The organism is Pantoea sp. BAV 3049, from assembly GCF_009765445.1.
Taxonomy (GTDB): Bacteria; Pseudomonadota; Gammaproteobacteria; order Enterobacterales; family Enterobacteriaceae; genus Erwinia.
In genome coordinates, this window is record NZ_WHOY01000031.1 from 4,369,373 (window position 1) to 4,395,314 (window position 25,942).

General features: G+C 52.2%; 21 protein-coding genes. 11 read left to right on the forward strand and 10 right to left on the reverse strand.

What is annotated here, in order from left to right:
* Nucleotides 1–211: 211 nt before the first annotated feature.
* From GSQ70_RS21645 to GSQ70_RS21655, 3 genes are all read right to left on the reverse strand, one after another.
* Nucleotides 212–1,423, reverse strand: a complete 1,212-nt coding sequence (locus GSQ70_RS21645; RefSeq protein ID WP_158784437.1) for a diguanylate phosphodiesterase — start codon at nucleotides 1,421–1,423, stop codon at nucleotides 212–214.
* A 141-nt stretch (nucleotides 1,424–1,564) separates the two neighbouring features.
* Entirely contained in the window at nucleotides 1,565–1,741 is a 177-nt protein-coding gene (locus GSQ70_RS21650; protein WP_158784438.1) for a hypothetical protein, read from the reverse strand.
* 384 nt (nucleotides 1,742–2,125) lie between these two features.
* On the reverse strand, nucleotides 2,126–2,728 hold the full coding sequence (locus tag GSQ70_RS21655; RefSeq protein ID WP_233268405.1) for a LexA family transcriptional regulator: 603 nt from the start codon (nucleotides 2,726–2,728) through the stop codon (nucleotides 2,126–2,128).
* A gap of 322 nt (nucleotides 2,729–3,050) precedes the next feature.
* On the opposite strand from GSQ70_RS21655, the gene GSQ70_RS21660 reads away from it, so the two are divergent.
* From GSQ70_RS21660 to GSQ70_RS21675, 4 genes are all read left to right on the forward strand, one after another.
* Complete coding sequence (locus GSQ70_RS21660) at nucleotides 3,051–3,416, forward strand: antiterminator Q family protein (protein WP_158784439.1); 366 nt, start codon at nucleotides 3,051–3,053, stop codon at nucleotides 3,414–3,416.
* 260 nt (nucleotides 3,417–3,676) lie between these two features.
* Nucleotides 3,677–4,144, forward strand: a complete 468-nt coding sequence (locus GSQ70_RS21665) for a lysozyme (protein WP_158785420.1) — start codon at nucleotides 3,677–3,679, stop codon at nucleotides 4,142–4,144.
* A 152-nt stretch (nucleotides 4,145–4,296) separates the two neighbouring features.
* Nucleotides 4,297–6,045 carry an amylovoran biosynthesis protein AmsF gene (locus GSQ70_RS21670; protein ID WP_158784440.1) on the forward strand — a complete coding sequence of 583 codons (1,749 nt, stop codon included), beginning with the start codon at nucleotides 4,297–4,299 and terminating at the stop codon, nucleotides 6,043–6,045.
* Nucleotides 6,046–6,185: 140 nt separating this feature from the next.
* On the forward strand, nucleotides 6,186–6,452 hold the full coding sequence (locus GSQ70_RS21675; RefSeq protein ID WP_158784441.1) for a hypothetical protein: 267 nt from the start codon (nucleotides 6,186–6,188) through the stop codon (nucleotides 6,450–6,452).
* Nucleotides 6,453–6,478: 26 nt separating this feature from the next.
* Here the strand turns inward: GSQ70_RS21675 and GSQ70_RS21680 are convergent, their stop codons facing one another.
* From GSQ70_RS21680 to GSQ70_RS21695, 4 genes are all read right to left on the reverse strand, one after another.
* Nucleotides 6,479–7,873 carry a GGDEF domain-containing protein gene (locus GSQ70_RS21680; RefSeq protein WP_158784442.1) on the reverse strand — a complete coding sequence of 465 codons (1,395 nt, stop codon included), beginning with the start codon at nucleotides 7,871–7,873 and terminating at the stop codon, nucleotides 6,479–6,481.
* 346 nt (nucleotides 7,874–8,219) lie between these two features.
* On the reverse strand, nucleotides 8,220–8,543 hold the full coding sequence (locus GSQ70_RS21685) for a DUF6388 family protein (protein ID WP_158785421.1): 324 nt from the start codon (nucleotides 8,541–8,543) through the stop codon (nucleotides 8,220–8,222).
* Between the two features lie 41 nt (nucleotides 8,544–8,584).
* Nucleotides 8,585–9,883 (reverse strand): sugar ABC transporter substrate-binding protein, encoded by a 1,299-nt coding sequence (locus tag GSQ70_RS21690; protein WP_158784443.1) that lies wholly within the window; start codon nucleotides 9,881–9,883, stop codon nucleotides 8,585–8,587.
* Nucleotides 9,876–11,498, reverse strand: a complete 1,623-nt coding sequence (locus GSQ70_RS21695) for a methyl-accepting chemotaxis protein (protein ID WP_158784444.1) — start codon at nucleotides 11,496–11,498, stop codon at nucleotides 9,876–9,878. Before GSQ70_RS21695 ends, GSQ70_RS21690 begins: the two co-directional genes overlap by 8 nt.
* Before the next feature lie 232 nt (nucleotides 11,499–11,730).
* On the opposite strand from GSQ70_RS21695, the gene yedD reads away from it, so the two are divergent.
* On the forward strand, nucleotides 11,731–12,213 hold the full coding sequence (gene yedD / locus GSQ70_RS21700; protein WP_158784445.1) for a lipoprotein YedD: 483 nt from the start codon (nucleotides 11,731–11,733) through the stop codon (nucleotides 12,211–12,213).
* Between the two features lie 93 nt (nucleotides 12,214–12,306).
* On the opposite strand, the gene fliT is transcribed toward yedD, so the two are convergent.
* From fliT to fliD, 3 genes are read right to left on the reverse strand one after another with little or no spacing between them, the layout of a single operon-like run.
* Nucleotides 12,307–12,675, reverse strand: coding sequence for a flagella biosynthesis regulatory protein FliT (fliT, locus tag GSQ70_RS21705; RefSeq protein ID WP_158784446.1), 369 nt, complete (start codon nucleotides 12,673–12,675; stop codon nucleotides 12,307–12,309).
* Nucleotides 12,676–13,083, reverse strand: coding sequence for a flagellar export chaperone FliS (gene fliS, locus GSQ70_RS21710; protein ID WP_158784447.1), 408 nt, complete (start codon nucleotides 13,081–13,083; stop codon nucleotides 12,676–12,678).
* A gap of 12 nt (nucleotides 13,084–13,095) precedes the next feature.
* Nucleotides 13,096–14,511: a flagellar filament capping protein FliD gene (gene fliD, locus GSQ70_RS21715; RefSeq protein WP_158784448.1), complete on the reverse strand. Its 1,416-nt coding sequence runs from the start codon at nucleotides 14,509–14,511 to the stop codon at nucleotides 13,096–13,098.
* A gap of 279 nt (nucleotides 14,512–14,790) precedes the next feature.
* On the opposite strand from fliD, the gene GSQ70_RS21720 reads away from it, so the two are divergent.
* From GSQ70_RS21720 to GSQ70_RS21745, 6 genes are all read left to right on the forward strand, one after another.
* Entirely contained in the window at nucleotides 14,791–16,077 is a 1,287-nt protein-coding gene (locus GSQ70_RS21720) for a FliC/FljB family flagellin (RefSeq protein ID WP_158784449.1), read from the forward strand.
* A gap of 206 nt (nucleotides 16,078–16,283) precedes the next feature.
* A complete protein-coding gene (locus tag GSQ70_RS21725) occupies nucleotides 16,284–19,811 on the forward strand; it encodes a glycosyltransferase family 2 protein (RefSeq protein ID WP_158784450.1) in 3,528 nt (1,175 codons plus the stop codon).
* A 198-nt stretch (nucleotides 19,812–20,009) separates the two neighbouring features.
* Nucleotides 20,010–23,522 (forward strand): glycosyltransferase, encoded by a 3,513-nt coding sequence (locus GSQ70_RS21730; protein ID WP_158784451.1) that lies wholly within the window; start codon nucleotides 20,010–20,012, stop codon nucleotides 23,520–23,522.
* A 91-nt stretch (nucleotides 23,523–23,613) separates the two neighbouring features.
* Nucleotides 23,614–24,786, forward strand: a complete 1,173-nt coding sequence (locus tag GSQ70_RS21735; protein ID WP_158784452.1) for a DegT/DnrJ/EryC1/StrS aminotransferase family protein — start codon at nucleotides 23,614–23,616, stop codon at nucleotides 24,784–24,786.
* Complete coding sequence (locus tag GSQ70_RS21740; RefSeq protein ID WP_158784453.1) at nucleotides 24,783–25,487, forward strand: WbqC family protein; 705 nt, start codon at nucleotides 24,783–24,785, stop codon at nucleotides 25,485–25,487. The genes GSQ70_RS21735 and GSQ70_RS21740 overlap by 4 nt, the downstream gene beginning before the upstream one ends.
* A gap of 1 nt (nucleotide 25,488) precedes the next feature.
* Nucleotides 25,489–25,941 (forward strand): N-acetyltransferase, encoded by a 453-nt coding sequence (locus tag GSQ70_RS21745; protein ID WP_158784454.1) that lies wholly within the window; start codon nucleotides 25,489–25,491, stop codon nucleotides 25,939–25,941.
* Nucleotide 25,942 lies beyond the last annotated feature (1 nt).

Consider the following 25,942-nt stretch of genomic DNA (forward strand, 5'->3'; position numbering starts at 1 on the left):
CCCCGACAGCAAGAGGTGCGCCGGGGCACAGGTTTGGATGAAACCGTATGGCAGGTACCCCGGCATTCTGGAGTACCTGTCGGCAGGAACCTGTATAATGTTATTCTAAATTCGTAACAATGATTGGGACTGTTTTGTGCTGGCCTGAGTAGCCGAAGCTGGCACTCTCACAATCATGATACTGATTGCTCAAAAGGACTCAGGCGGGGAATCAATTCTTTTCCGGCCAGGCGACGGCGGGAATGCCGTTGATGGCAGGGCGGGCGAAAAGGAAGCCCTGGAAGTTGCAGATCCCGGCGGATTCCAGCCACATCCACTCTTCAGGTTTTTCCACCCCTTCCGCAATCAAGGTAATTTCCAGTGAGGCGCAGCACTTGATGATGGCCTGAATAATGGCCTGTTTTGGGCCGCTTTTGTGCACGTCAGCAATGATATTGCGGTCAATTTTTACTATGTCCGGCTGAAACCGGGCTAGCAGCTGCAGGCCAGCCGAACCGGCACCAAAGTCGTCGATGGCCAGGCTGATACCTGCAGACTTTAATTGCCTGATCACATTATCGAATTCATCCATGCGCGAAATGGCTTCATCTTCCGTTACTTCCACCACAATCTGCTCCGGCACCAGGCCGTTGGCTTCAATCTCACGTAACAGGAAATCTACCGAGTCCGGCACCATCACCAGCGACATTGGCAGCAGGTTTACTGACAGCGTCAGGCCCTGAATTCCCAGGGCTTTCGCCATGGCAAAGGCCAGTTTCTTGGAACGGATGTCTGCTTTATACACTTCATCGCGTGAGAGCTGTGAGAAGTATTCGGCGGATGAACCCCCTCCGGCTGTACGAATAAGTGCCTCCAGCGAGACGATTTCCAGCGACATGGGATCGATGATTGGCTGGAAAGCAAAGCTGTACTCTTCAGCCTCCGGCAGGCTGGCATCACCTTTCACCGCCGTTTGTTCATCGGCAATAAACTCCCAGCCGCCATCAGAGGGAACTTCGAAATAGTTTTCCCTCTCACGGGCTTCGACAAACGTCCTGAGGAACTGCAGCGCCCGATCATCGTAGGTCAGCTGATATTTTGACGTCCCTTTATCCAGCACCGCCTGCAGCACCGAGGCTCTGTCGTACTTCCGCAAATCAAAGAGCTCCATTCCCGCATTACCAAAGCGCCGGGAAGGGGCGTAATCACGCATCAGTTCAACAACGTTATGGTGCCGGTCGTCGGTGCAGATGCGGTCGTAAATTTTTCGCACGGATTCTTCCTGGCCTTCCAGCACCTGAAAAAAATGGGTGCCGTTGAACAGCAGGATGCCAGTAACGCCATGCTGTTCATTGATTGTATTTGCTTTAACAGCCAGTTCTTCCAGAGACTTAACGGGAACATCATCACAAAGATGGCTGCGATAGATAATGGTCGACAACATGGCATATTCCAGTAACAGGTTTTTAACGCAAGTACCTTACCAGAAGCTTTACTGCTTTTGTCCTGCTGTGGTGAAAAATCCTTGCTTGTCGGCCAGAAAAAATAATACTGTATATAAATACAGTAAAAAATTTGCAGCAGATTACTCCTCAGGCAGGACCAGCAATACGCGCAGGTTGCACCCTGACAGAGACTGAGCCACTTTACGTGCCAGTTGCTTACTTCTGACCCGTTCCGCCTGAGCCTTAAGGCGACGGGCTTTGTAACGGCTTTTGCTGGTACCAAAGGGAGCCGCGGTTTTCCAGATGATGGTGGTCATAAGTCTCTCCGGTCAGGAAAAATCAACGCCGCAGACGGCGGCCCGATAAACAGGTTAACGTCAGGAATCCATTTTACCAGGAAAACAATAGCTATAGTTATTATTTATATCAATAGGTATTAGTCGAATAACTTATGTTATTGTCGTAACTTTTTGTTATTTAACAATTAAATTTTTTATTAACGCTTTTTTTACGCTTTATTCTGGCGATGTTATTAAAAGCTTTACTAATCTATTCAGTTGAATCAATGCGCCAAAGCCTCTGCGCAGATTAACTGTACAGAGGGTGGGATTTCGCGAGGATAAACTGATGATATCTGTGTTACACAGAGTGTCCGGAGGCCACTATAAGGAGACCATTCTGCCGGGGCAGGATGTGACGACTTATCGCCTTAAATCACGGATCAGAAAGATTGCAACACCGATCAATTCTGCCTCTTCAGACAGCTCTACGGCAGGCAGGCGGGGGTCGTCCACGGTTAAAAAACCACTGGAGGGGCCTTCGAGGTAACGGTAGACGGAGATGCGGGCAGCAACTCTGGCCATCACCAAATCTCCAGATTCAGGTGGTACGTCGGTATCAATGATCACGATACTGCCGGCAGTGGCTTCGGAACAGCCACTGTTCCTTTCCAGGATGTAGGCTCGCCAGCTTTTCTTCGCCTTCACACCGTTAGGTGCGGAGACCCTCTCTGCCGTTTTGCCTTTTGATCCCCAGACCGCGATAGTAGTACCACTCTTTACTTTGTCGGCGGCGCTTAATCCGACGTTACCCCGCATTTCGCCTTCGCCACTTGCCAGCCACTGCACGTTGACATCAAGCGCTCTGGCAATATCGACCAGCTTACGGGAACCTTCGGCCTCTCCTTTAGTGAGACGCCATATTGTGGGCTGGGATACCCCTGATGCTTTGGCTAAAGCACCCTGAGTGATCTCCATCATGGACATGGCCATGTTCAGTCGGTAGGCGAGTGTATTCGGTTTCATATACCAGAATTTATAGCGATGCGTATTTTTCGTCAAACACGCTTTGCTATTGTCAGTTTTAATAACCCTTGCTATTACTTAAGGTGAGATGATACTTAAACGGTTTTTCAAGATTGCTTCGGGCTATTGCAGGCCGTGCATCTGCCGCTCTTTAACACCCTGGCCGCCCAGCCTAACCGCTGGCAACTCATTACCCACACCGTGTGCTGGCATTGCCGGTTCGTACGCGATTGTCATGACTTTTTCAAACTAGCAGCTGTTGACAAAAAGCGCTGAAAAGTTCTTTACATCCTGTGCCATCTCCACTGTGAAAGGGGAATTTATGCGAGATATTAAACTGTTACTGGAAATGTGGGGCGGCTGGGCAGCCACTGAACGCAGTGGCGTTAATTATTCACACATTGCCGCCGGGTTTCGTGGGCTAATCACTTCTTCTGCTCCCCGCCGCCTGATCTGCACTGATAACGACGGAATAATCCTCGACAGCTGCATCAGTCGTCTGAAGCTGAACCACCCTGAAGAGCACGCTCTGCTGGTTGCTCACTACCATTACCGTCTTTCCCTTCGTACCATTGCCCGACGTCGCCATTGCGCCGATGGCACCATTCGTAAACAGCTGCAAATGGCAGAGGGTTTTGTCGAGGGCGCTCTCAGCACACTGGAGATTGAACTTGAGTGTGAAAATTAATGCTTCTGTCTCACAAAAATTAATCTCTTTATTTTTCATTGAAGAGAAGGACTCTGATGAAATTAAAAAAATTAATTTATGCTTTTTTTTAGCTAAAGCGAGTTGCGTACGCAATATCCGTTCTAATGTGATAAGAACAGCATTCATACCGTGATTGTTCGGTAGCGTGACTGCTTCCGGATAAAAGAAAGTTTCACCAGGGGAAACTCACCACCCACTTAATTTCTGTTTTAGTGAAATATTCGCTCTGGAGGTCGATGATGAGCAAAATAATTGAAATTCTTTCCTGTGAAGAGGGCTACAGAGAACAGCCTTATACAGATACTGAAGGTTATCCCACCGTTGGCTGCGGCATTTTAATTGGCCCCAGAAATGCCTCTCTGGCTAATTATCAGTTCAGCATTCCCCGCAGCGTCGGCGATGTCTGGATGCAGCAGATTCTCGATGAAAAAATCCGGCAGATGAAGCGGGTTCCGGCGCTGAAAGCCGCGCTGGATCAATGTAATGACGCGCGGGCCGATGTGCTTTACAGCATGGCTTATCAACTGGGAATTAGCGGACTGAGCGCGTTTAAAAATACGCTGATGATGATTGCTGGTGGCCACTTCGAAGCCGCAGCGGAAGGTATGCTAAGCAGTCTCTGGGCGAGGCAAACCCCGCTCAGAGCTCACCGTCATGCTGAGGTGATGCGCAGCGGAACATACGATGCTTATCAGGAATTGATTTAAGTTTGCGCTACTAATAAGGATAAGACACTGCCGGTTAAGGATGGGGCAGGAATAAAATAAGCAGGATGTCGTCTCATTTCAATACCAAATCCATCCCTTACTGACTATTCACTACTGGTGATAAGCCCCGGCTTATTACCGCGGAGGTTATTATGATTGAAGTTAATTCATTTGCTGAACTGCGCACCACTGCGCCAACCAAATCTGGCGATCTGGCGATGCTTCGTCGTTATTATGATAAAGATTCCTCCTTCCATGGTGGGGGAGATTTTGTCGGCTTTGTTACAACTACTCCGCCGGCGGATGATTCCGGCACCGTCGCGGCCGGTAGCGGCTTTTACTGGAAACGGGTGATCAACGATCCCGATGAGGTAAACCTCTATCACTTTGGTGCAAAAGGTGATGGCACTACGGATGACAGCGGTGCTTTTAAGCTGATGATGAATTGGGCACAAAATTTCAGCAGCAATATGCGGGATATTCCCGTGCGCTTTCCCGCCGGGAAGTTTCTTCTTAATCCGGTTGATTTGTCCGCTTCGGAGATCGCGTTTTTCTATATCCTGGGCGACTACAATCCGCACGGAGGAATTCCGCGCACCACCATTATCTCTGACAAGTCGACTTCACCCGTTATCAAAGTTCAGGCGCGAAGAACGACCATCAAGGGGATTTGCTGGAACGGCCAGGCCACGGCGGATATCACCACCAATACGGGGGCGATTACCGCGGCGATGTGTTCCAACCAGCAGCCCTTCTTTCAAAATACCATGGTGGCCGGAGAGTCTGTGGTGATCAACTGCTTCCGCGCGCAGGGCAGCGGCGGTACGGTGATCAAACTACTGGATACGCTGGATACCAAAATCGACCAGCTTTACACCCTGAACACTTACGCCAGGGTTCTGGATGTGGGCTGGTCAGATACTGCTTCCGGATCGTGGGATCACTCAACGGCTATCGAACTGTCAAATGCTAACTTCCAGACCGGTTACGGTGATGCCACGCTCTATATGCCACGAGTGACTCAGGGAGTGCTGCGCAATGTGTGGATCGAGCATACCCGTTTCCCCGGCAATATGAGTGAAGGGCAGTGGCTGGTGGATGCGCTAAGCCTGGAAGATTGTGCCAACCCGCTGAACATGCTGAACGGGCGGGTGCAGATCCGTCAGCTCAACCTGCAGTCAGGCGGGGCGGTCAATCTGGGGGCGGACACCACTCGCTGGCTGTCCGGCTATGAGTACGGTTGGCGTCGTGACGAGAACTACGGCACGGTGATGAGCGGGTCGATGAAGGCGGGCTGGTATACCGGTTACAAGGTGACCAATACCTCCACCAGCGACAAGTGGTACAAGCTTGGCAAGGTGAATCTGCCGAAGGACAATCAGCAGTGGATTGTTGAGATGATCAGTAAAAACACCAATGATGTGCTTAGCGGCACGGCGGGTAGCCCGATCAGCGCGATGGCCTCCTGTCTGACCTGGCTGAATATCTCGCGCTGCTCGACGGCGATCTACGCTGACATTCAGCATAAAGGTCTGCCTGCGGTGCTGGACGTTAAGCTTAACCGGATTGGGTTAACCTACGCGGAAATCTGGGTGAAGCTGAAAGCGGCCAGCGGCGATATGGTCTTTAACCTGAAGTCGACCGGGCCAAGCCGCTTCGAGTCTGGCGAATGCTGCATTTTTTCTCCGGATCTGAGCGAAGTGACGGACACCACCACTATCGGAACAACATCGCCCAATGCGCGGATGAGCCTGCACAACGGACTGGCAGGAATTGGTGCGAATGAAAAAGGAATATTAACCATGGCAACGTCTGTCGCGACCGCGCCGTCAACTACGACACCGGCAGGGTATGTCACCGTCAACATCAACGGTACAGACCGCAAAATCGCCTATTTTTAGCCGGTAAAGTGGCATTGGCCGCCAGTAATGGCGGCCTTTTTCAGTGGTTTCTGCGATTGGTTAATAAAGTGTTATGAACTTTCGCTACCGCTTACGGTCGGAAAGTATGAGTGCTTTTTTAACCCTAAAAGGATAAATGCATGAGTGATACAGAAGAACGCAAATCTCAGACCGACCATTTCCGTGATGTGACTTCGCAGTTAAAAGAAATGCGCCACTATGCACAATCCAATACGGAAACGCTTTCAACGCACTGGCTGGCCTTTGACCAGGGCGAATACAAACATGATGAGTATGCGGGGCGGATCAACGATCTGCTGACCATGCAGGGCAAGTTGCTGGATGAGCTGGATAAGGCCATTCAGGACATCGATATCGAGGCTCACCGCATCGATAACGAGGCCTGAGTTTTCGCGTCGGTCCGACCAGTGTACTACAGTACAAACTCCGGACTGACGCGGTTTCTGCCACTGGTTTTGGCGATATAAAGCTGTTCATCTGCGGTTTTCATCGATTCATCCAGGCTGGTGGCGTCACTGATATTCAGCGTGCTGATGCCAATACTTACCGTGACGCTTAAATCCTGATCGTTAAGCATAATGCAGTGCTGCTCAACGCTCTGCCGCAGACGGTCTGCCAGAAGGTAGGCTCGTGGCTGTGAAATCCCCTCAATCAATACCAGAAACTCTTCTCCCCCCATCCGGCTGATGATGGCGGTCTGCTGCAATGACTGGCGGATACGCTCCACCGTTTTAGCCAGCACATAATCCCCGGCTGCGTGACCATAGGTGTCATTGATATTTTTAAAGCGATCGATATCAATCACAAACGCCGCGCCATAAAACACATTCTGCTTGTCCCGGCGCGCGGCAATCGCATCAAGCCGCGATGAAAGGCCGCTGCGGGTTAATGCGCCAGTCAGGAAATCATAATCGGCGCGCCTGGTAATGCGGGCGACCAGCTTTTTATTGGCAGTGCTGCTGAGCGCAACGATCAACGGACTGATGGTCATCGCCGCCACGCCCAGGCGCGCTGATGCAAGGCTGTCGATACGGAAGAAGTCATCCGATCCCTGAATATTCAGCACGTTACTGGCAACCAGAATAATTTCGGCAATGCCGGTCACCATGGTCAGCAGGCAGGTAAAGAAGATCGGATAGGTGATGGCGCACCACATCAGGGCTGGCAGAGGGAAAATCAGGCTTCCGCCTCCGCCAACGTAAATCCCGGCTACGGTGGAAATTATCAGCGACACCAGCGGCAGCAGTGAAGACTCTTTCAGATCTTTCACCAGCTGCGGCAATTCATCGCGGTGGGGCAGGGTAATCACCACTGGCAGCATCAGTATCGAGGTGGAGAACTGTTCGCAGAACCAGGAGATCCAGCCTTTCACCAGGTCGTCATGAAAATAGTGCTGGCTGGTGAGACTGCCGACGACAGCACAGGCTCCGGCTGCAAGAATGGACGCCGGAAATATCCGGATTAATGCCTGCAGGCGACGCGGCCAGGGCCGGGTAAAATGAGTGGTCAGCAGAACAGCATAGCCCACGGCAATAAAGACGATATTAGCCGCATCTAATCCCAGTGAGGTAATAAAAGGGGTGCCATACAGCACGTCGGCCAGCACCATGCCAATATACATAGCGGGCAGCAGACGGACAGCATCCAGATGCGGAAAACGGACCAGCAATCCCAGCAGAATAGCGTTACAGGGCCAGAAAAGGGACAGTGCGGTGTAAGAACGACAGTGCAGACCCAGCGTGGCTAAACACAATGCGAGAAAAAAGAGGAATATAACCTGGTTAATCTTATATTTATTTAGTTGCATGTTCTGGCTCTGGGCTCTTACAGGGCATTACTAAGGCAGGATGCGGCACGCATGCTGATGCTTATCAGGATATCCTCGCGGCTTTTTAAATACAATTGTCCGGAAAGTTAAATAACCTTAACTAAATTGCTTAATCCGGTAAGGAGGGTGTCGCATATATATCGCAAACAGTTTCGCTTTTCGAACGATAATCTACTGGTACTTTCTGTTTGGGAGCATTCTTAACAGAAATCGCACTGAAATATGGCAAAAAGTGAGCGTCTTACTGGCCAGTTTTGGCCGGAAAATCGAGGGGATTAATAAGCGCCGGAACAATCCGACGCGATGAGAGTGTTTTCAGTGAACGCTACAGTTCGTTTTTGATACAAAATTCTTCCCAACTCATGCCCAGTGCGGTGGCATGTCCACGCAGATAGCCCTCAATAGCCTGGGCAGCCACCTCTTTATCCGGTTCTGCCAGCTGGATGGCGAACAGCATGCCGTCCAGTTTTTTCTCGCGGGTGAAGGCGGCATAAGCCCGATCGGTTTGCATCGCCTGCAGCTGAGGCAGGGTCATACCGAGCTTTGCCGCATCTTCTTCCTGCAAATCAGCGATTCCTGCCTTGATCTCCGGGTGCGCTTCCAGGAACAGAGCGGTGGCGGCAGCGTAATACTCTTCAATGGTCTTCATCACAACAAGTCCGGCAACTGATAATGCGCGCCAGTGTACACTTATCGCGGTGTTTCAGCATAGATGCGCGTGACTGCCTGCTGATTTTTACTCAGCGTTTCATCCAGCGTCAGTTTTCCCTGCAGCAGTTCTGCAATCTGCTCACCCACGGTATTGCCCATCTGATCAAAGCCGGGGATGCTGACGTACTGCACGCCCTGGTAGGGGACAGGCATCAGGGTGGGTTGCTCAACACTGGCACTCTCCACGGCTGAACGCACACGCTGCGCGTAGGGCGCTAGCTTGAGGTAGCTCGCCTGCTGATAAGTTGAAATACGGCTGCCGGGAGGCACCGCGCCCCAGCCGACGGTCTGTGCCACCTGATTGATATAGGCTCGGGAAGTTGCCCAACTGATAAATTCGACCGCCTGCTGTTTATTAGGGGCGTTACTGGGGACCGCCAGCGCCCAGGCCCAGAGCCAGTTCGAGCCGTTGCGGGTCAGTTCGCCGGGGGCGGGAGCAAAATCAATTTTGTCCGCCACCAGTGAAATCTGCGGATTAATCAACAGGGAAGCGGCCACCGTGCTGTCTACCCACATGGCGCATTTCCCCTGAGCAAACAGCCTCAGGATCTCGCCGAAACTGTTTTTTGGCGTATCAGCCGGGCCGTAATCGTGCACCATCTGCACGTAATCCTGCAAAACTTCGCGCCATTCGGTGCTGTCCAGCATGGCTTTCCAGTTATCATCAAACCACTGTGCGCCGTAGCTGTTGGCCATGGTATCGATGATGGCCATATTGTCGCCCCAACCCGGACTGCCGCGCAGGCACAGGCCGTAAATACCTTTCTGCCGATCGTTCAGTTTTGCCGCCAGCCGTTTAATATCGCTCCAGTTGGGATCGTCGGGCATGATCAGGCCTTTTTCCGCCAACAGATCCTTACGATAATAGGTCATGCTGCTTTCGCCGTAGAAAGGCAGGGCGTACAGCGTATCGTTCCAGGACAGGGCCTTACGCACTGGTTTGAGCAGATCTTCTGCCTGATAATCGGCAGGCTGCGAGTTTAGCGGGGTCAGCCAGCCACGTTTTCCCCACAGCGGTGCCTCATAAGTCCCGACGGTTATCACATCGAAGCCCGGCTTCCCGCTGCTCATGGCCTCCATATTCTGTCGGCGCAGTTCGGCTTCACTCATGATCTGCCACTTAAGGTGCACGCCCGGATGACTTTTTTCAAAGTCGCCGGAGAGCTGCTGCATGATGCTCATATCCCCGTTGGCAATGGTGGCGATTGTTACGGTGGTGTCGGCCAGCGTGGCAAAGGGGAGCGCCAGCATCAGGGCCAGCAGGGCGGATTTACGCATAGCGGCTCCTCAGATTCATCGCTGGTTCGACCTGTGACAGACGCCGGGCCACGGCGGCCACTTCACTGTTTCCACCATCCTGCAGATGGAAGAAGGCCATTTTTTCTACCAGCAGTCCGGCATGCTGGCTGACGGTCTGGCTGGCGGCGGTGGCTTCTTCCACCAGCGCGGCGTTCTGCTGGGTGGCGCTGTCCATCTGGATTACCGCCACGTTAACCTGATCGATGCCGCTGGACTGCTCGCGGCTGGCAATGGCAATTTCACCGACGATATCCACCACGCGCGCCACGCCGCCGTTGATCTCTTCCAACATCTCACCGGAACGCAGCACCAGGGTGCTGCCGGTGTCCACTTTACTGACGCTGGCCTGGATCAGCTCTTTAATCTCCTGCGCAGCTTTGGACGATCGCTGAGCCAACTGACGCACTTCTGCCGCCACCACGGCAAAGCCCCGGCCCTGTTCGCCAGCACGGGCAGCTTCTACCGCGGCGTTCAGCGCCAGCAGGTTGGTCTGGAAGGCGATCTCATCAATCACCCGGTTAATATCAGCGATGCGTTTGCTGGAGGATTCAATTTCCTGCATGGCGACAACCGCGTCATTCAGTACTTTACTGCCGCGTTGCGCCTGTTCGCGCACGGTGACGGCCAGTTCGTTAGCCTGAGCGGCGTTATCGGCATTGTGCTTAACGGTCGCCGTCATCTGTTCCATGCTGGCGGCGGTCTGTTCCAGCGAGCTGGCCTGAGTATGGGTTCGTTCAGACAAATCATCATTGCCTTCGGCCATCTGCCGCGCCGCGTCATTCAGCGCAACCGCACTTTCGCCCACTTCACGCACGATGTCGGAAAGCCTGATATCCATGGTGGCCAGCGAACGCATCAGTTCGCCCATCTCATCTTTCGAGAAGTGGGTGATGTGATGATCTAACTGCCCGTCAGCGATTGACTCTGCCAGGCGGCGGGCATCCGATACCGAGCGGGCAATCGAGCGAACCAGCAGCCAGCCGGCAATCAGTGCCAGGCACAGACCCCCGGCAAGGATCGCTATCAGGCTGTTGCGGGCCAGCACGTAAGAGCTTGCGCTGTCGGCGTAATTTTTTTCGGCATGCTGGCGCATCTGACGATCCAGGCTGTCGATCCCCTGTTGCAGCGCTTCACTACCGCTTTTCAGGCGGGTTTCCACAATCACCAGCGCGGCGGATGGGTTACCGGCCTTCAGTTGGCTGCCTGCCTCACCCAGCGCTGCCTGCCAGTCGTCCAGATCGGCCAGCAGCTTGTTGCTGACGGCTTCGGTGCCCGGAATGCGCGGCATATTTTTAAAACTGTTGCGGTCATCAGCGATCTGCGCAGCATACTGGCTGATTTTCTGCAGGCGTTTGTCCACTTCAGTCGGGTCGGTCCAGTAACGTAGCGCTTCGAACAGAGTGGAGGACTGTAGCTGTGCCGTCCGGAACAGTCGCGAGGTAGTTTGCAGCGGCAACAGTTCGGTACGATAAGTGGTCACCGCCCGCTGGTCGGCGGCCCGTAAACCGATGATGCCCCATACTGCGGCGATGATAAGCAGAATACACAGCAGGCCCACAATGCCAATCAGGCGGGCGCGGATAGTCAGACGCATAACAACTTTCCCCAGTTAATGTACATCGCGGCAGGTTGATAATCACCGTGAGGGATTATTCCCTCTCTGGAAAGCTATCGGCTAATGAAGATGTAAACTTTAAGTTAAAATTGTTATTATTTTGCTGCATCGTTTCAGCAGCGAGTAATTCACCCGTGTTGGGCCTGTGCTGCTTGCGGTGGGTGGCAAGAAATTATAACGTAGCGCCTGGTCGATGAGTCAGGAACTAAAAATGAAAAAGTGGATTTTAGCCGCAGCTGCCACCGCCAGCCTGGCGCTGACAGGTTGTGCCCAGATACCCAATTACCAGAGCGTGGTAAAAACCCCTCCACCGGCAAATCTGGTTGGCAACTGGCAGACCATGGGGCCGCAGAAAGGCCTGGTCAGTAAAGAGGCAATAGCCAGCCTGATAATTACCGCAGAAGGGGATACGCTCGATTGCCGCCAGTGGCAGCGGGTGATCGCCAAGCCGGGCAAAGTCACGCAGCTGAGCGGTGACTGGGTTAACGTCAACAACTCTGCAAGGGTGATGCCGCTGGAGCTGGAAGGTGGCGAATTGCATTATGACAAGCTGGTGCTGCAAAGAGTCCACCAGCCGACCGCTGAATGTCAGGATGCGCTTAAACACGAAAATGACAAACCTGCCGCACAGCCAAAGCAGCCTTCAACAGGCAAAAGCCATCACAAATCGATGTTGAAAAACGGCAAGTCTTAATCACGCCATAAAGCGCGGGCCAGAACGGATTTATTTTATGCCGTTCTGACACCGCTGAAAGGCGTTGGTCAAATTCATACCTAAAAGGGGCTTCTATGCACTGTGGGGGCCTTGAGGGAACAGGATATTGCCCTGGACCCGGGTATAGGCTTTGTTCACAGATTTCTGGCGTGTAGCCTGGCCGATCAGCGAGGAGAGCTCTGTCATCCGCGCCTGCAGCAGGCTTTTCACTTCGGCTTCGTTATCAAGAATATGGCGCAGCACAGGACGTAACTGATCCTGGACGTGTGCCGGAACGGGGGTATGCTGTGTGCATTCCGCCAGTTTTTCTACCGCACTGACATAATCGATTTCCATTTCAATCAACTCTTCCCAGCTGCCCTCGGTGGCCAGGCGTAACATAGACTGGCTGAGCACTAATAATTGTTGGTAGATCGCGAGCATGTGCGGAGCAATATTCATTTAAACGGCATCCTGAAGAGCTGTGGTTCCGGAAACTTCTTTCCAGGCATCGGCGATGTTGCGCAGCAACCCTTCGACTTCCTGAATGGCTTCCCCGTCGTTGTGCAGATTAGCCTGCAGCAGGCGATGCACCATATAGCGATAAAGCGAGGCGAGGTTGTCAGCCAGCTCGTCGCCGCTGTTCTCTTCCAGGCCTTTTCTCAACCCGTTTTCAATAATGTTGATGGCCTTGGAGAGAGACTCTCCTTTGCCAGCCGTGTTGCCGTCCTGCAAAAACAACCGCGCACGAACCAGGGCGCTGAGCGCCCCATCAAACAGCAGCGTGACCAGTTGGTCGGGGCTGGCGCTCATCACTGCGCTTTCCACCCCTATTTTTGCATAGGCTTTGATGCCGCTTGCGCTATACATTTTGTCTCCTTATCAAGATGAGGTACTGCTTGTAGAACTGCTTGAAGTACTGAACTGCGACGTCAGATAGCTGCTGGTGCTGTTGAGCTTGCTCATCAAAACGTCCAGCGCGGTAAACTGGGTTTTATAACGGGCGACCATGTCATCAATACGGCTGCTTTCGTTGTTGTACTGATCGGTCAGATTGTTCAGCGTTTTACTGACACCGTCGGTGGCTGCCTGCAAAATGCCGGTAGAGGACAACCAGCTGGTCAGATTAGAACCAATAGTGGTGGCGATCCCGGTCGTTTTTCCGTCGCCAACAATCATCTCTTTGATGCCATCCGGATCTTTGTCTAAAGCCGTTGAGAGCGCGGTGGAGTCGATTGACAGCGATCCCGTGGAGGGATCGCTGGTGATGCCGATCTGCGCCAGAGATTTATAGGTTGATGAACTCTGCGCGTTAGTCAGCATACTTTTCAGCTGAGACTGGATGGTACGCAGAGTACTGTCGCCAACCAGTGCACCGTTGCTGGTATCCTGCGCATCTGCACCAACAGCCACTGCGGTATATTTCGTCAGGCTGGAGAACTGATCCTGCAGGGTGTTATAAGCATTCACCCAGTTGGTGATCGCGCTTGTCGCACCGGAGGTATCTTTAGTGATGGTCAGGCTCTGGTTGCCAGAGGTGACATCATTCAGGTTCAGCGTGATCCCTTCCAGCGCATCACTGATGGTGTTGCTGCTGTTCTCAATCGGCACATTATTGACTGTCAGCTCGGCATTCTTTGCCGCCACGCTTTGCGTCATATTGCTGCTGGAGGTGCCGTCGTAAGTCATGAAACTCTGCAGCGCACTGTCACCGCTGACCGCAATGGTCATCGCATTGTCAGTGCCGGTATCGTTCGACGTCATTGACAGACGATAGCTGCCGTCGCCGGTCTTGATGATACTGGCGGTCACGCCTGCGTCGGCTTTGTTGATTGCATCACGAATACCGGTCAGCGAAGAGTTGCCGGCAGCAAGAGAGATGGTTACTGGTTTGGCGTCGCCACCCTGCTGGATAGTAATGGTGCTGTCAGAGCTGGCGATCGCGGTGTTGTTCGTCGTCTGAACACCGGAAGTCAGCGTCTGAGCTGTAGCAAGCTGAGTCACGCTGATGGTGTATTTTCCGGCTAAGGCACCGGATGCCGTGGTTGCGCTGAAAGCGGTGGTGGTGCTGGTCGCAGCGGTTGAAGAAAACAGGTTAGCATTATTCAGCGTGCTGTTAGCCGTCTGAAAGGTGGTCAACGCGCTTTTCAGCGTACCGTAGGCACTCAGCTTGGCAGTATAAGAAGACTGCTGTGTTGAAATAGGGGTTAACGCGGCTTTCTCTGACGCTTCCAGGCTGTCCAGAATGCTGCTTAAATCGAGACCCGAGCCGATTCCCAATGTAGATATAGAAGTCATGATGTTTCCTTATGTAGTCAACACGGAGCGTGAACTACGTGGTTATCGGCCAGTCATGAGCAAAGTTTACGATTAATTGATTCGGGACAATGAAGCGAATAGCGGTAATAAAGAGGGATATTTCGAAGAGTAGGGGTGGTGAAAAATTTTTTGCCCGGCACTAAAAAAAATCTAAAGGTTGCCTGGACACAGACGATAACAACATTGACGGCGATGAAGCCGGGCGGCAAATAAGCCCAACCACCTTTAACAGATTCGATTTTAATAGGAAACTTTATCATGGCACAAGTAATCAATACCAACAGCCTCTCGCTGATCACTCAGAACAACATCAACAAGAACCAGTCTGCTCTGTCTACTTCTATTGAGCGCCTGTCTTCTGGTCTGCGTATCAACAGCGCGAAAGATGACGCCGCTGGCCAGGCAATTGCGAACCGCTTCACCTCTAACATCAACGGCCTGACTCAGGCTGCTCGTAACGCCAACGACGGTATCTCTGCTGCGCAGACTACTGAAGGCGCATTGTCAGAAATCAACAACAACTTACAGCGTGTTCGTGAACTGACCGTACAGGCACAGAACGGCACCAACTCTGATTCCGACCTGTCTTCAATCCAGGACGAAATCAAATCCCGTCTGGACGAAATTGACCGCGTATCTGGTCAGACTCAGTTCAACGGCGTGAACGTGCTGGCGAAAGACGGCACCATGAAAATCCAGGTTGGTTCTAACGATGGCGAAACCATCACTGTTGACCTGCAGAAAATTGACTCTTCTACTCTGGGCCTGAAAGGCTTCTCTGTAGACAAAAACTCTCTGAGCCTGGGCGACAACATTACTCAGGTTGGCGATGCTTCTGGTTCTGGTGCAATGTCTACCGTTGACCTGAGCGACGTGGCTAAAGATCTGGGTGTTGCGGCTTCTGGCCTGTCTCTGCATAGCGTGCTGGGCAGCGATGGCAAAGCAACCGGTACCTACGTTGTTTCTTCTGGCAGCGACAACTACTCTGTGTCTGTTGGCACCAGCGGTAAAATTGAACTGAACACCACTGAAGTTGACTATTCTGACAGCAAAAACGGCGTCTCTTCAGGTGTGATGACCGGTCAGGCAATCAAAGTTGGCGCAGATGCCAACGGCAACGCAGTCGGCTTCGTTTCTGTACAGGGCAAAGACTACTCTGTGTCTTCAGGCAGCATCGTTAACGGCGGTGACTCTGCAACTACTGGTACCAGCGATATCGACGATATCTCTGACTCTGGCAACGCCAACGTGTACACCGGTACTTCAACTTCCGATCCGCTGGCTCTGCTGGATAAAGCGATTGCACAGGTTGATAAGTTCCGTTCAAGCCTGGGTGCGGTACAGAACCGACTGGATTCTGCTATCACCAACCTGAACAACACCACCACTAACCTGTCGGAAGCGCAATCCCGAATCCAGGATGCCGACTACGCGACGGAAGTGTCGAATCTGTCCAAAGCACAGATTATTCAGCAGGCTGGTAACTCCGTGTTGGCGAAAGCTAACCAGGTTCCACAGCAGGTCCTGTCTCTGCTGCAGGGCTAATAACCAGCGAGTTAATCTCCCTGAAAACCCCGCTCCGGCGGGGTTTTTTTATGGCCGAAATCTGGAAAGCAAACTTCCGGAATACCCTGCTTTTACCCACTTTCTCCCGCGATTGAATTTGACTTTTGTCGTTAAGATTAAAAAATCATTTTACTCCCAGAACTCTTTACAAACTGGGATTTTAGCCCTCCGGGAGCATATCTGTTATGTCCAGGCCAGCCTTAGTCAGCATTATTATTATTGCGCGCATTCCCACTTATTTTGAACAGGCATTGAAAAGCGCCCTTGCTCAGGATTACCCGCAGTGTGAAATTCTGATTGCTGACAACAGCATCGATAAATACATCCAGAGTATTGCTGCACCTTATCTCGATAAGCCGGGCCATCCGATACGTTTTTACAACCATCCGAAAGATCAGGAAGGGGTGTATGAAAACGCGGTGCAGGAAGCGCAGGGCGAATATATAAAATTCCTTGCGGATGCCGACTGGCTGGCACCGGATGCGGTCAGTAAATTGCTGGCCGTGATGGAAGTTGATGAAAAGGTCTCCGTCGCGGTGACCCGTCGCGCTCGTGAAGACTGCCTGAATAATCGCCTGCCGGATATTTTGTCTAACTCCTCTCTGGTTACTGCTGACAGCCTGATTAACGGAGAAGATCTGTTGCGGCAACTTTGCACGCTCAGATTTAACGTTGTCGGTGAGCTGAGCGTTGCATTATTCCGTCGGGCAGATCTAACGTCCCTGATTACCCGGGAGGGGGGATTTTTCACTGTTAATGATGAAAAACTGCTGGAAGTGGAAGCGCTGACGCTCTACGCAAAATTGTTGCCGGGCAACCTGCTCGGCTGGGTTAACGAGCCTCTGTGCACCATCCGCGTTTCCACTGTTTATCAACAGCCGGGGCAGCGTGATAACGAAGAAAAAGTTGTCGTTAACCGTGACAAGCTTTTCCATTATCTTCGCCATCAAGGCTGGTTCAGCCAGGCTGAAAGATCCCACAACATGGTGAGAGTTGCCGGGCTGTCGACTCCGGACGTTTTTGAGTTCCAGAACTTCAGCCAGCAGCATTACAACAACTTTATTCAGGGCGAGATGACCGGCTGGCTGGCACAGCGCAAGCTCAAACCTTTTGAGAAGGAGTACATTGCCCATATTGCGCAGGAAAATGGCGGCCCGATAAGCGTTGGTGTCGTCATTACCGCAACAGCAGAAACCCGGAATAAGGTAGAGGATACGGTAGCCAGTATCCTCAGTGCTGACAACAGGGTATTGATTTTAAATACTCTTATTGTGGGAGAGACCGGTGCAGATCTTTCAGGCATTCCGTGTTATCCGGCCACGGATGAAAACCGCTTAACGGTGATCAACAGCGTGCTGGCTGAACGGACCGAAGACTGGTTTATTTTTGTTGATGCCGGAACGACTTTTCTGCCTTCCGGCCTGATTGCGCTTTCCACCTCACTACACCAGGCGGGTAATGCGCTGGCTCTGTTCGCTGATGAATTTTTTGCCATTGAAGGACAACCCGGCGGCATCTCATTCCGGCCTGACTTCAACCTTGACATGTTCCTCAGCTCACCCAAAACCCTTGCTCAGCACTGGCTGTTCCGCCGTGAACTTCTGGCCGCTGCCGAAGGATTCGACACGGCTTACCCGGCCTCCTGTGAGTTTGACCTGATCACTAAACTGATTGAAAGCCAGGGCTTTGATGTGATCGGCCACCTGTCTGAACCTCTGCTGAAGACCTCACTGAAATTGCGTGCATTAGCCGAAGATGCTGAGATTCTGCGACGCCATCTCACCAACCGGGGTTATCCGGAAGGCCAGGTGGCACTGGATAAATTTGGCAACTACCGCCTGCGTTACCAGCATGCGCATCAGCCGCTGGTCTCACTGATTATCCTGGCTAACTGGCATTTGCCCTCACTGATCACCTCTGTCACCACGCTGCTGGAGAAAACCCGCTATCTGAATTATGAAATGATTATCGTGGCGGATAATCAGCAAAGCGCTGAACGGGAAAACTGGCTGGGCAGTATTGCCAGTGTCGATCCTGAAAGGATCAAGGTGATGCATTATCCGCAGAGCTGGCAGCATGCCGGGATGAGCAATCTGGCGGCTACCGCAGCCCGTGGGGAATATCTGGCTTTCCTGCATTGTGAGCTGGCAGTGACGGAAGGGGAATGGCTGGACAACTTGCTTAACCATGCCCAGCGTCCGGAAGTGGGGATTGTGGGGGGCAAACAGCTCAATTCTCAGAACCGTATTCGCCATGCCGGATATTTGCTGGGGATGAACGGTGCGGTTGGCGATGCTTTTCGCGGTATGCCAGACGATCAGGACAGCTATCTGGGCCGTCTGCAACTTGATCAGAACTACAGTGCTGTCTCGGGTGATTTTATGCTGGTGCGCCGCGAAGTTTATGAGGCGATCGGCGGATTCGATACCAGCAGCCAGCTGTACGATGATGTCGATTTCTGCCTGCGGGCGCGCGAGCAGGGCTATATGACGGTGTGGACACCGTATGCGCGCATACTGCGTCCGGCTGCCCGCCAGAACCCGTTCCAGGGAGAGAGCGCCCAGGCGGCCAAAACCCTTAAGCAGGAAGAGGACGCGAAATTTTACCGGCGCTGGATGCCGATGATCGCTAACGATCCGGCGTTTAATGCCAACCTTTCCCTGAAAAGCCGTCAGTTCGATCTTAACAGTGACAGCGCGCAATGCTGGTCCCCGGTTAACCGCCCGGGCGTGCCGACGATCCTTGCCAACCATGCCGACATGGCCGGGTGCGGACACTATCGAATCATTGCTCCGTTCAACGCCATGCAGAAAGAGGGCATGGCCAATGGCAAGCTGCACAATCGTCTGCTGTCGGTTGCAGAACTGGCGCAGCACAAGCCGGACAGCCTGGTTATTCAGCGACGTTACTCCGAAATATTCCAGAACTGGATGGCCCCGGTGGTGGCTGCTACTGAGATATTCAAGGTGTACGAGCTGGACGACTACATCCTCAATGTGCCGATAAAAAACCATCACCACAAAGATTTCAGACAGGACATGTGGAAAAAAATGCGCCGCAGTCTGGGCTTTTTTGACCGCTTTGTGGTGTCAACCGAGCCACTGGCTGAAGCCTTCAAAGGCATGCACAGTGAGATCGTGGTGATGCAAAACCACCTGCCGGTACAGTGGTGGGGCAACCTGCAAAGTCAGCGCCGTCAGGGCAAAAAACCGCGTGTCGGCTGGGCGGGAGGGTCAAGCCACACCGGCGATCTGGAGATGATCGTTGATGTGGTGAAGGAGTTCGCCAATGAAGTGGAGTGGGTATTTATGGGCATGTGTCCGCATAAATTACGCCCCTACGTCCATGAGCTGCACTATGGCGTGGATATTGAAATTTACCCGGCCACGCTGGCCGCGTTAAATCTGGATTTAGCGTTGGCACCGGTTGAGGAAAATATCTTCAACTCCTGTAAGAGCAACCTGCGCCTGATGGAATACGGTGCCTGTGGCGTACCGGTCATCTGCAGTGACGTGGAGTGCTACCGCGGTGATTTACCGGTGACTCGCGTGCGTAATCGCTTCAAAGACTGGCGTGATGCGATCCGTATGCACCTGAACGATCTGGATGCCAGTGCCAGAATGGGCGACGAGCTGCAGGCCCAGCTGAAGCGTGACTGGATGCTGTCCGGTGACAATGCTGCCCGCTGGTTGAAAGCCTGGACGGCGAACTGATCTGACCGCACGGTATCAGGAAAGGTGCAGCCGTAAGGCTGCATTTGAGTTAACGGGCGGAATAGCAACGTTTATGACCTTTATTGCCCACATTGAATCGCCTTTCCTCAGGCTAAAGTGGGCATTATTTGGTGTCATTTACACCGGCAACTTCCCTGGTAGCCCGTGCTATCCAGAAAGAATGAGAACAGGTGAATCATGGCAGAGCCAGCGCTCGTCAGCATTGTTATTCCTTCTTATAAAACAACCTGGTTCGAAGCCGCGCTGAAAAGCGCCCTCGATCAGGATTATCCTCATTGCGAAATTATCGTCAGTGACGACTGCCCGACGCTGTTTATCAGCGATATTGTCAGTCGTTATCAGTCTTCATCCCGTCATCCACTGCGTTATATCCATAATGTGCCTGCGTTGGGTGAAGAGCAGAACTGCATGCAGTGCATCACAGAGAGCCGCGGCAAATATATCAAATTCCTTTTTGATGATGATTTGCTGGCAACCAATTGTGTCAGTGAATTGGTTAAGGCCATGAGTGCCGGGCCAGACGTGGTGATGGCTACTTCACGACGCCACCGGATAGATGCGGTGGGAGAGCGGCTCAGCGATATCCCGACAAACAGCCTTCCGGTCAGTGTTGACAGCGTGATGAAAGGGCTGGACATCATTAATTTTACAGTAGGTTGCATCAGCAATTTTATCGGTGAACCGACCTGCGTACTGATGCGCCGTGAAGATTTACTGGAAATGATCGCCAGTGAAGATCTGCTGTATCGCCTTAACGGGGAGATGATGTATTTCCTCGGTGATCTGACCATCTACCTGAAAATTTTGCGTAAAGGTGACCTGGCATATCTGGTGGAACCGCTTTCTTTCTTCCGCATCACGGATGAACAGGTCAGTAAGATGGGGCGGGATAAGGACCGGCGTGCCGGACACAGCCATCTGAAATTACCCCAGCATTTACTCGCGTTGGGATGGGCGAGACCTGATGAGCTGTTTAAAGGTAAGATCAGGGTTGCACCGATTTCCGATCTTCACAAATTGCACTGGACAGATGTCACGGCTGCCATGTTGCGTAATTTTGCGGCAAGTGAGTTTTTCAGCTGGCTGGATGTACGTAAGCTGACGCCTGCACAGCAGGAGCTGATCGATCGGCATCATGCGGCTAATCCTGCCACTGTTCAACTGGTGGTGGTTATTGCTGCGCTGGAAAGTAGCCTGGCTGCCATTGAGCAGACGCTTGCCTCTGTCCGGCAGCATCCTCGTACAGGATTGCAAGTCACCCCGATCGTGATGGGAGAAGAGTCGCTTCCGCTTGTTGAGACGGCGGTGGTTTTAACGGACAGCGATCGCTATCTGAGCGACCTCAATACCGTCATTGAGAGTAATGAAGGTGACTGGTTCATGTTCCTGCAGGCAGGCGATAAATTTACTGCTTCAGGGCTGACGTCACTGTCGACCTCATTGCCGCAGGCTGGCGATTTACTGGCGCTGTATGGAGACGAAGTGATTATGGCAGGCAGCGGTCCTTCCGCCTGTCTGTCACGTCCCGATTTCAATCTTGATCTGTTCCTGAGTTCACCAGCAACCATGGCACATCATTGGCTGTTCCGCCGCGACCTGCTGTTGGCTGCCGGAGGATTGGATGAAAGTTGTGGCAAGGCTGCTGAACTGGCCCTGATCCTCAAGCTGATTGAAAGCACCGGTTTTGCCTCCATCGGCCATTTGCCTGAACCTTTACTGCTGACCAGCAATAAGAAGGGCGATCCCGCAGAGGAAATGACCGTGATCCAGCGCCATATTCATCAGCGCGGGTTCCCGGACGCGGAGATCAGCTGTGATGAGAGCGGTCACTACCGTGTTCATTACCACCATCAGCATAAGCCGCTGGTCAGCATCGTTATTCTGGCTGGCAGCCACCTTCCCTCGCTGATTGGTTGCCTGACCAGCATCATGGAGAGGACCCGTTATCCGCACTATGAGCTGATCATTGTCGCGGACAACCAGAGTTCGCCTGCCCGCGACAGCTGGCTGAGCGAAATTGGCCGCCTTGAAGGCAGCGGCATCAAAGTCTGTGCTTTCCCGAACAGGTTCCAGCGCAGTGGTATGAGCAACCTGGCTGTCGGCGTGGCCAGCGGTGAATATCTGCTTTATATGCATGCTGAACTGGCGGTCAGCGATGAATACTGGCTGGATAACCTCCTTAACCATGCCCAACGGCCAGAAGTGGGCATTGTTGGTGGCAGACAGCTTACGCCTGCCGGGCGGGTCCATCATGCCGGGTATGTACTGGGTATTGACGGGCTGGTGGGTGAGGTCTTCAGTGGTGCGGTTGAACAGCAGCTGACGATGATGAATCGTCTGCGCCTGGAGCAAAACTACAGTGCCGTCTCCGGTAACTTCATGCTGGTTCGCAAAGAGGCGCTGCTGGCGGTAGAGGGTTTTGATACCTCCCTCGATCGCTATGATGATGTCGACTTCTGCCTGCGTCTTCGTGAACGAGGTTATTTAACTGTCTGGACTCCCCATGCGCGAATACTGCGCAGTAGCGTTGAAAACACGCTGGTGGAAAGTGAGACTCAGCTCAGCGCGGAGCAGGATATTATGTACCAACGGTGGCAGCCACTGATTGCCCGCGATCCTGCTTATAACAGCAATTTGTCGTTTAAAAGTAAAACCTTTGAAATGGAGGCGCAAAGCCTGACCAGCTGGAAACCCCTTGCCGGTCTTGCGGTGCCGACCTTTTTTGCCCTCACCGATGAGACATCAGCAGATGTCAGCTGGCGGATCCGTGAAGCGTTCAACGTCATGCAGCAGCAGGGGATCGCCACCGGCATCACTCTTGCTGAATTACCCGTTCTCGCCAGGCTGGCGCAGTACCAGCCTGACACACTTATCCTGCAACATCACTCTTCTGCCGCTTTCCATCAGTATGTTGAAAAGCTTCACCGCATTGAGCGATTGTTCAAAGTGTACTGGCTCGATCAAACCGTTCCGACGCTGGGATTGAAGAATCATTACCGACATGAACTTAAAAATGAGGCCATCGCCCGGTTGAAGATGACGCTCAGCCATGTTGATCGGGTCATTGTCTCTTCCGCCGGACTGGCCGAAGCGCTGGAAGGGGTCCACCATGACATCGTTCACCTGCCAGCACGGCTGCCAGTGGCCAGCTGGAGTGGGCTGTACAGCTACCGTAACCGTGGACAGAGCCCCCGGGTTGGCTGGTCAGGTACTGCGGATGATGCTAACGACCTAAACGTTATCTCCGATCTTATTCGGGAGTTCGCCGGTAAGGTTGAATGGGTCATTTTCGGTTCCTGTCCTGACTCTCTGCGGCCTTATGTCCATGAAGTCCACGTGCAGGGCGTACCGGAGCTTTATGCTCAGCGGCTGGCATCGTTAAATCTCGATCTGGCGGTAGTGCCGCTGGAAGACAATTTCCTCAGCCTCAGTAAAAACAACCAGAAATTGCTGGAGTATGGCGCCTGTGCCATTCCGGTGATCTGCAGTGATGTGCGCTGTTTACAGGATGAGCTGCCGGTAACGCGCGTCAGAAACCGTTTTAAAGACTGGCGTGATGCGCTGCGCAGTCATCTCAGCGATCTCTCCGGTAGTGCAAGTCAGGGGCGGGAACTACAGGCTGTTGTTGAACAGAACTGCATGCTTTCAGGAAATAATTTACTGCACTGGGCTGAGGCCTGGCAGGAATAATGTTAACCGGCTCAAACAACGTAAAGATCAGGTAGAAGGTTGTGAACCTACTGCCGATTAGCAGAGTACGGGATACTCTCAGGGGTGAAAAATGAAATTGATTGATAAAGTTGGCGCAGACGATCTCTCACAAAGTCCTGTTAACCCTGTGTTTGAGCCTTTTCAGGGCACAGTCATTCCAGTGGCTCAGCCTTATCTGCCCGATCGCAAAAGGCTGGATGCCTATATTGATGGCATTTACCAGCGCAGATGGCTCACTAACAATGGACCGCTGGTTCAGTTGCTGACTGAGCGGCTGCAGGCATTTCTCGGTGTCAGGAATTTACTGCTGGTGTCAAACGGCACTCTGGCGCTGCAAATCGCTTACCGTGCGTTAAATATTCATCAATCCGTTGACGGTCAACCTGCTGAAGCCGTGACCACGCCCTTCAGCTTTGCTGCAACCAGCAGCACGCTGGTCTGGGAAGGCATTAAACCTGTGTATGCGGATATCGATCCGTCCAGCTGGTGTCTGAAACCTGAACACATTGCACAGCAAATAACGCCACAAACGCGGGCTATTGTCCCGGTACATGTTTTTGGCAATATCTGTGAAGTTGAAAAAATAGCCGCAATAGCTGCAGAGCATCATTTAAAAGTTATCTACGACGGTGCCCACGCCTTTGGCGTAGGTTATAAAGGCGGCAGCGCATTATCATGGGGTGACGCTACCACCCTGAGTTTCCATGCCACCAAAATATTCCATTGCATTGAGGGTGGGGCGATCATCTTCAAAAACCAGGAAGATCTGGAGCGGGCAAAGCACCTGATTAACTTTGGTATTACTGGTCCCGATGTGGTTGAGGCCGTAGGGATTAATGCCAAAATGAACGAATTCAGCGCGGCTATGGGACTGAGTCTGCTCGATGAATACATGATCAACATCGAAGGCCGTGAAAAGATCTGGCAGCGATATTATCGCGAGTTGTCCGATCAGGTTATCAGACAGAAAAGAATGGCAGATATTAGCAACAATTATGCCTACTATCCGGTGGTCTTTAAAAATACCGCTGAGATGCTGGAAGTACAGAAAAAATTGCTGAAGATAAATATCTCTTCCCGTCGTTATTTCTATCCCAGCCTGGATACCCTGGAGTTTTACAACGCCAGTGAGCCGAAAATTGCCTCGCAGGATGTAGCGTCACGGATACTTTGTCTGCCGGTATTTTATGGTTTGTCGGATAATATCGTCAGCAAAATTATTGATATTGTGAACGGAAAATGAAAATTGCCGTTATGCAGCCCTATTTTTTCCCTTATCTGGGCTATTACCAACTGGCGGCAGGTGTGGACAATTTTATCTTTTTCGATGATGTCAGCTATATCAAAAAAGGCTATATAAACCGCAATGCAATTCTGGCGGCGGGACAATCCTGCCGTTTCAGCCTCCCGGTGGTTAACCAGAGCCAAAACCGGGCAATCAACCAGCATGATTATGTTGGCAATTATCAGCCATTTTTGCAGCTGATCCGGCAGAGCTACCAGACGGCGCCCTATTTTGATGCGGTAATGCCAATGATTCTGCAGGTGATAAACCTGCCCACCAGAAATGTCGCTGCGGTGAATGCATGCAGCATCAGCAGTGTGTTCAGTTATTTGTCGCTACCTTTCAAGTGGCGCTTTTCTTCTGATTTTTCTAATGAAAAACAGCTCAAGGCCTCAGACAGAATTATTGATTTATGCCTGAGGAGCGAAGCCCTGTGCTACCACAATGCCTCCGGTGGAAGAGCGCTTTACGCGGATGAAGACTTCAGCCGGCAAGGGCTTTCATTATTATTTTGTCAGCCAACACTGTCTGCTTATCTGCAGCAGGGAGAAGAATTTGTCGCTGGTCTGTCGATTATCGATATGCTGATGTTTTGTTCCCCACAAACGTGCCGGGAACATTTGACTGCAGGAAAACTGCTAACCGCATCAGAGATGTAAAATGGAAATCATCAGAGACAATAATAAGCAAAGAATCAGTGATTACCTGGTGATGATGGCGGATACGTTCACTCCTTCATTGCATGATCAGGTCGAGATCGGGGGATATGCGGGTAAGTTGGCCAGCCACGCCGTGAATCTGTTTCTCACGGACGGACAACGGGACTGGGGATATGCAGCATTTTATGCCAACGATAGCGCTCTGAAGCGCGCCTTCATTTCCAGCATCAGCGTCAGCCCTGAACTGCATGGGCTTGGTCACGCGCAAAAACTGATGCGCCATATTGAGCAGTTGGCGCAGCTGATGGCAATGAACGCCATCATCCTTGAAGTTAACAGTAAAAATACCAGAGCATTTCATTTTTATCAGCGACAGGGGTTTATTCCCTTTAATGAAAAAACAGACACAATGATGATGATTAAATCATTATCTCAGCGATCCGCAGAGGCCTGAA

Bases quoted from the DNA above. Each gene is read 5' to 3' on its own strand.
- GSQ70_RS21645 (WP_158784437.1), bottom strand. From the start codon at position 1,423: ATGTTGTCGACCATTATCTATCGCAGCCATCTTTGTGATGATGTTCCC.
- GSQ70_RS21650 (WP_158784438.1), bottom strand. From the start codon at position 1,741: ATGACCACCATCATCTGGAAAACCGCGGCTCCCTTTGGTACCAGCAAA.
- GSQ70_RS21655 (WP_233268405.1), bottom strand. From the start codon at position 2,728: ATGAAACCGAATACACTCGCCTACCGACTGAACATGGCCATGTCCATG.
- GSQ70_RS21660 (WP_158784439.1), top strand. From the start codon at position 3,051: ATGCGAGATATTAAACTGTTACTGGAAATGTGGGGCGGCTGGGCAGCC.
- GSQ70_RS21665 (WP_158785420.1), top strand. From the start codon at position 3,677: ATGAGCAAAATAATTGAAATTCTTTCCTGTGAAGAGGGCTACAGAGAA.
- GSQ70_RS21670 (WP_158784440.1), top strand. From the start codon at position 4,297: ATGATTGAAGTTAATTCATTTGCTGAACTGCGCACCACTGCGCCAACC.
- GSQ70_RS21675 (WP_158784441.1), top strand. From the start codon at position 6,186: ATGAGTGATACAGAAGAACGCAAATCTCAGACCGACCATTTCCGTGAT.
- GSQ70_RS21680 (WP_158784442.1), bottom strand. From the start codon at position 7,873: ATGCAACTAAATAAATATAAGATTAACCAGGTTATATTCCTCTTTTTT.
- GSQ70_RS21685 (WP_158785421.1), bottom strand. From the start codon at position 8,543: ATGAAGACCATTGAAGAGTATTACGCTGCCGCCACCGCTCTGTTCCTG.
- GSQ70_RS21690 (WP_158784443.1), bottom strand. From the start codon at position 9,883: ATGCGTAAATCCGCCCTGCTGGCCCTGATGCTGGCGCTCCCCTTTGCC.
- GSQ70_RS21695 (WP_158784444.1), bottom strand. From the start codon at position 11,498: ATGCGTCTGACTATCCGCGCCCGCCTGATTGGCATTGTGGGCCTGCTG.
- yedD (WP_158784445.1), top strand. From the start codon at position 11,731: ATGAAAAAGTGGATTTTAGCCGCAGCTGCCACCGCCAGCCTGGCGCTG.
- fliT (WP_158784446.1), bottom strand. From the start codon at position 12,675: ATGAATATTGCTCCGCACATGCTCGCGATCTACCAACAATTATTAGTG.
- fliS (WP_158784447.1), bottom strand. From the start codon at position 13,083: ATGTATAGCGCAAGCGGCATCAAAGCCTATGCAAAAATAGGGGTGGAA.
- fliD (WP_158784448.1), bottom strand. From the start codon at position 14,511: ATGACTTCTATATCTACATTGGGAATCGGCTCGGGTCTCGATTTAAGC.
- GSQ70_RS21720 (WP_158784449.1), top strand. From the start codon at position 14,791: ATGGCACAAGTAATCAATACCAACAGCCTCTCGCTGATCACTCAGAAC.
- GSQ70_RS21725 (WP_158784450.1), top strand. From the start codon at position 16,284: ATGTCCAGGCCAGCCTTAGTCAGCATTATTATTATTGCGCGCATTCCC.
- GSQ70_RS21730 (WP_158784451.1), top strand. From the start codon at position 20,010: ATGGCAGAGCCAGCGCTCGTCAGCATTGTTATTCCTTCTTATAAAACA.
- GSQ70_RS21735 (WP_158784452.1), top strand. From the start codon at position 23,614: ATGAAATTGATTGATAAAGTTGGCGCAGACGATCTCTCACAAAGTCCT.
- GSQ70_RS21740 (WP_158784453.1), top strand. From the start codon at position 24,783: ATGAAAATTGCCGTTATGCAGCCCTATTTTTTCCCTTATCTGGGCTAT.
- GSQ70_RS21745 (WP_158784454.1), top strand. From the start codon at position 25,489: ATGGAAATCATCAGAGACAATAATAAGCAAAGAATCAGTGATTACCTG.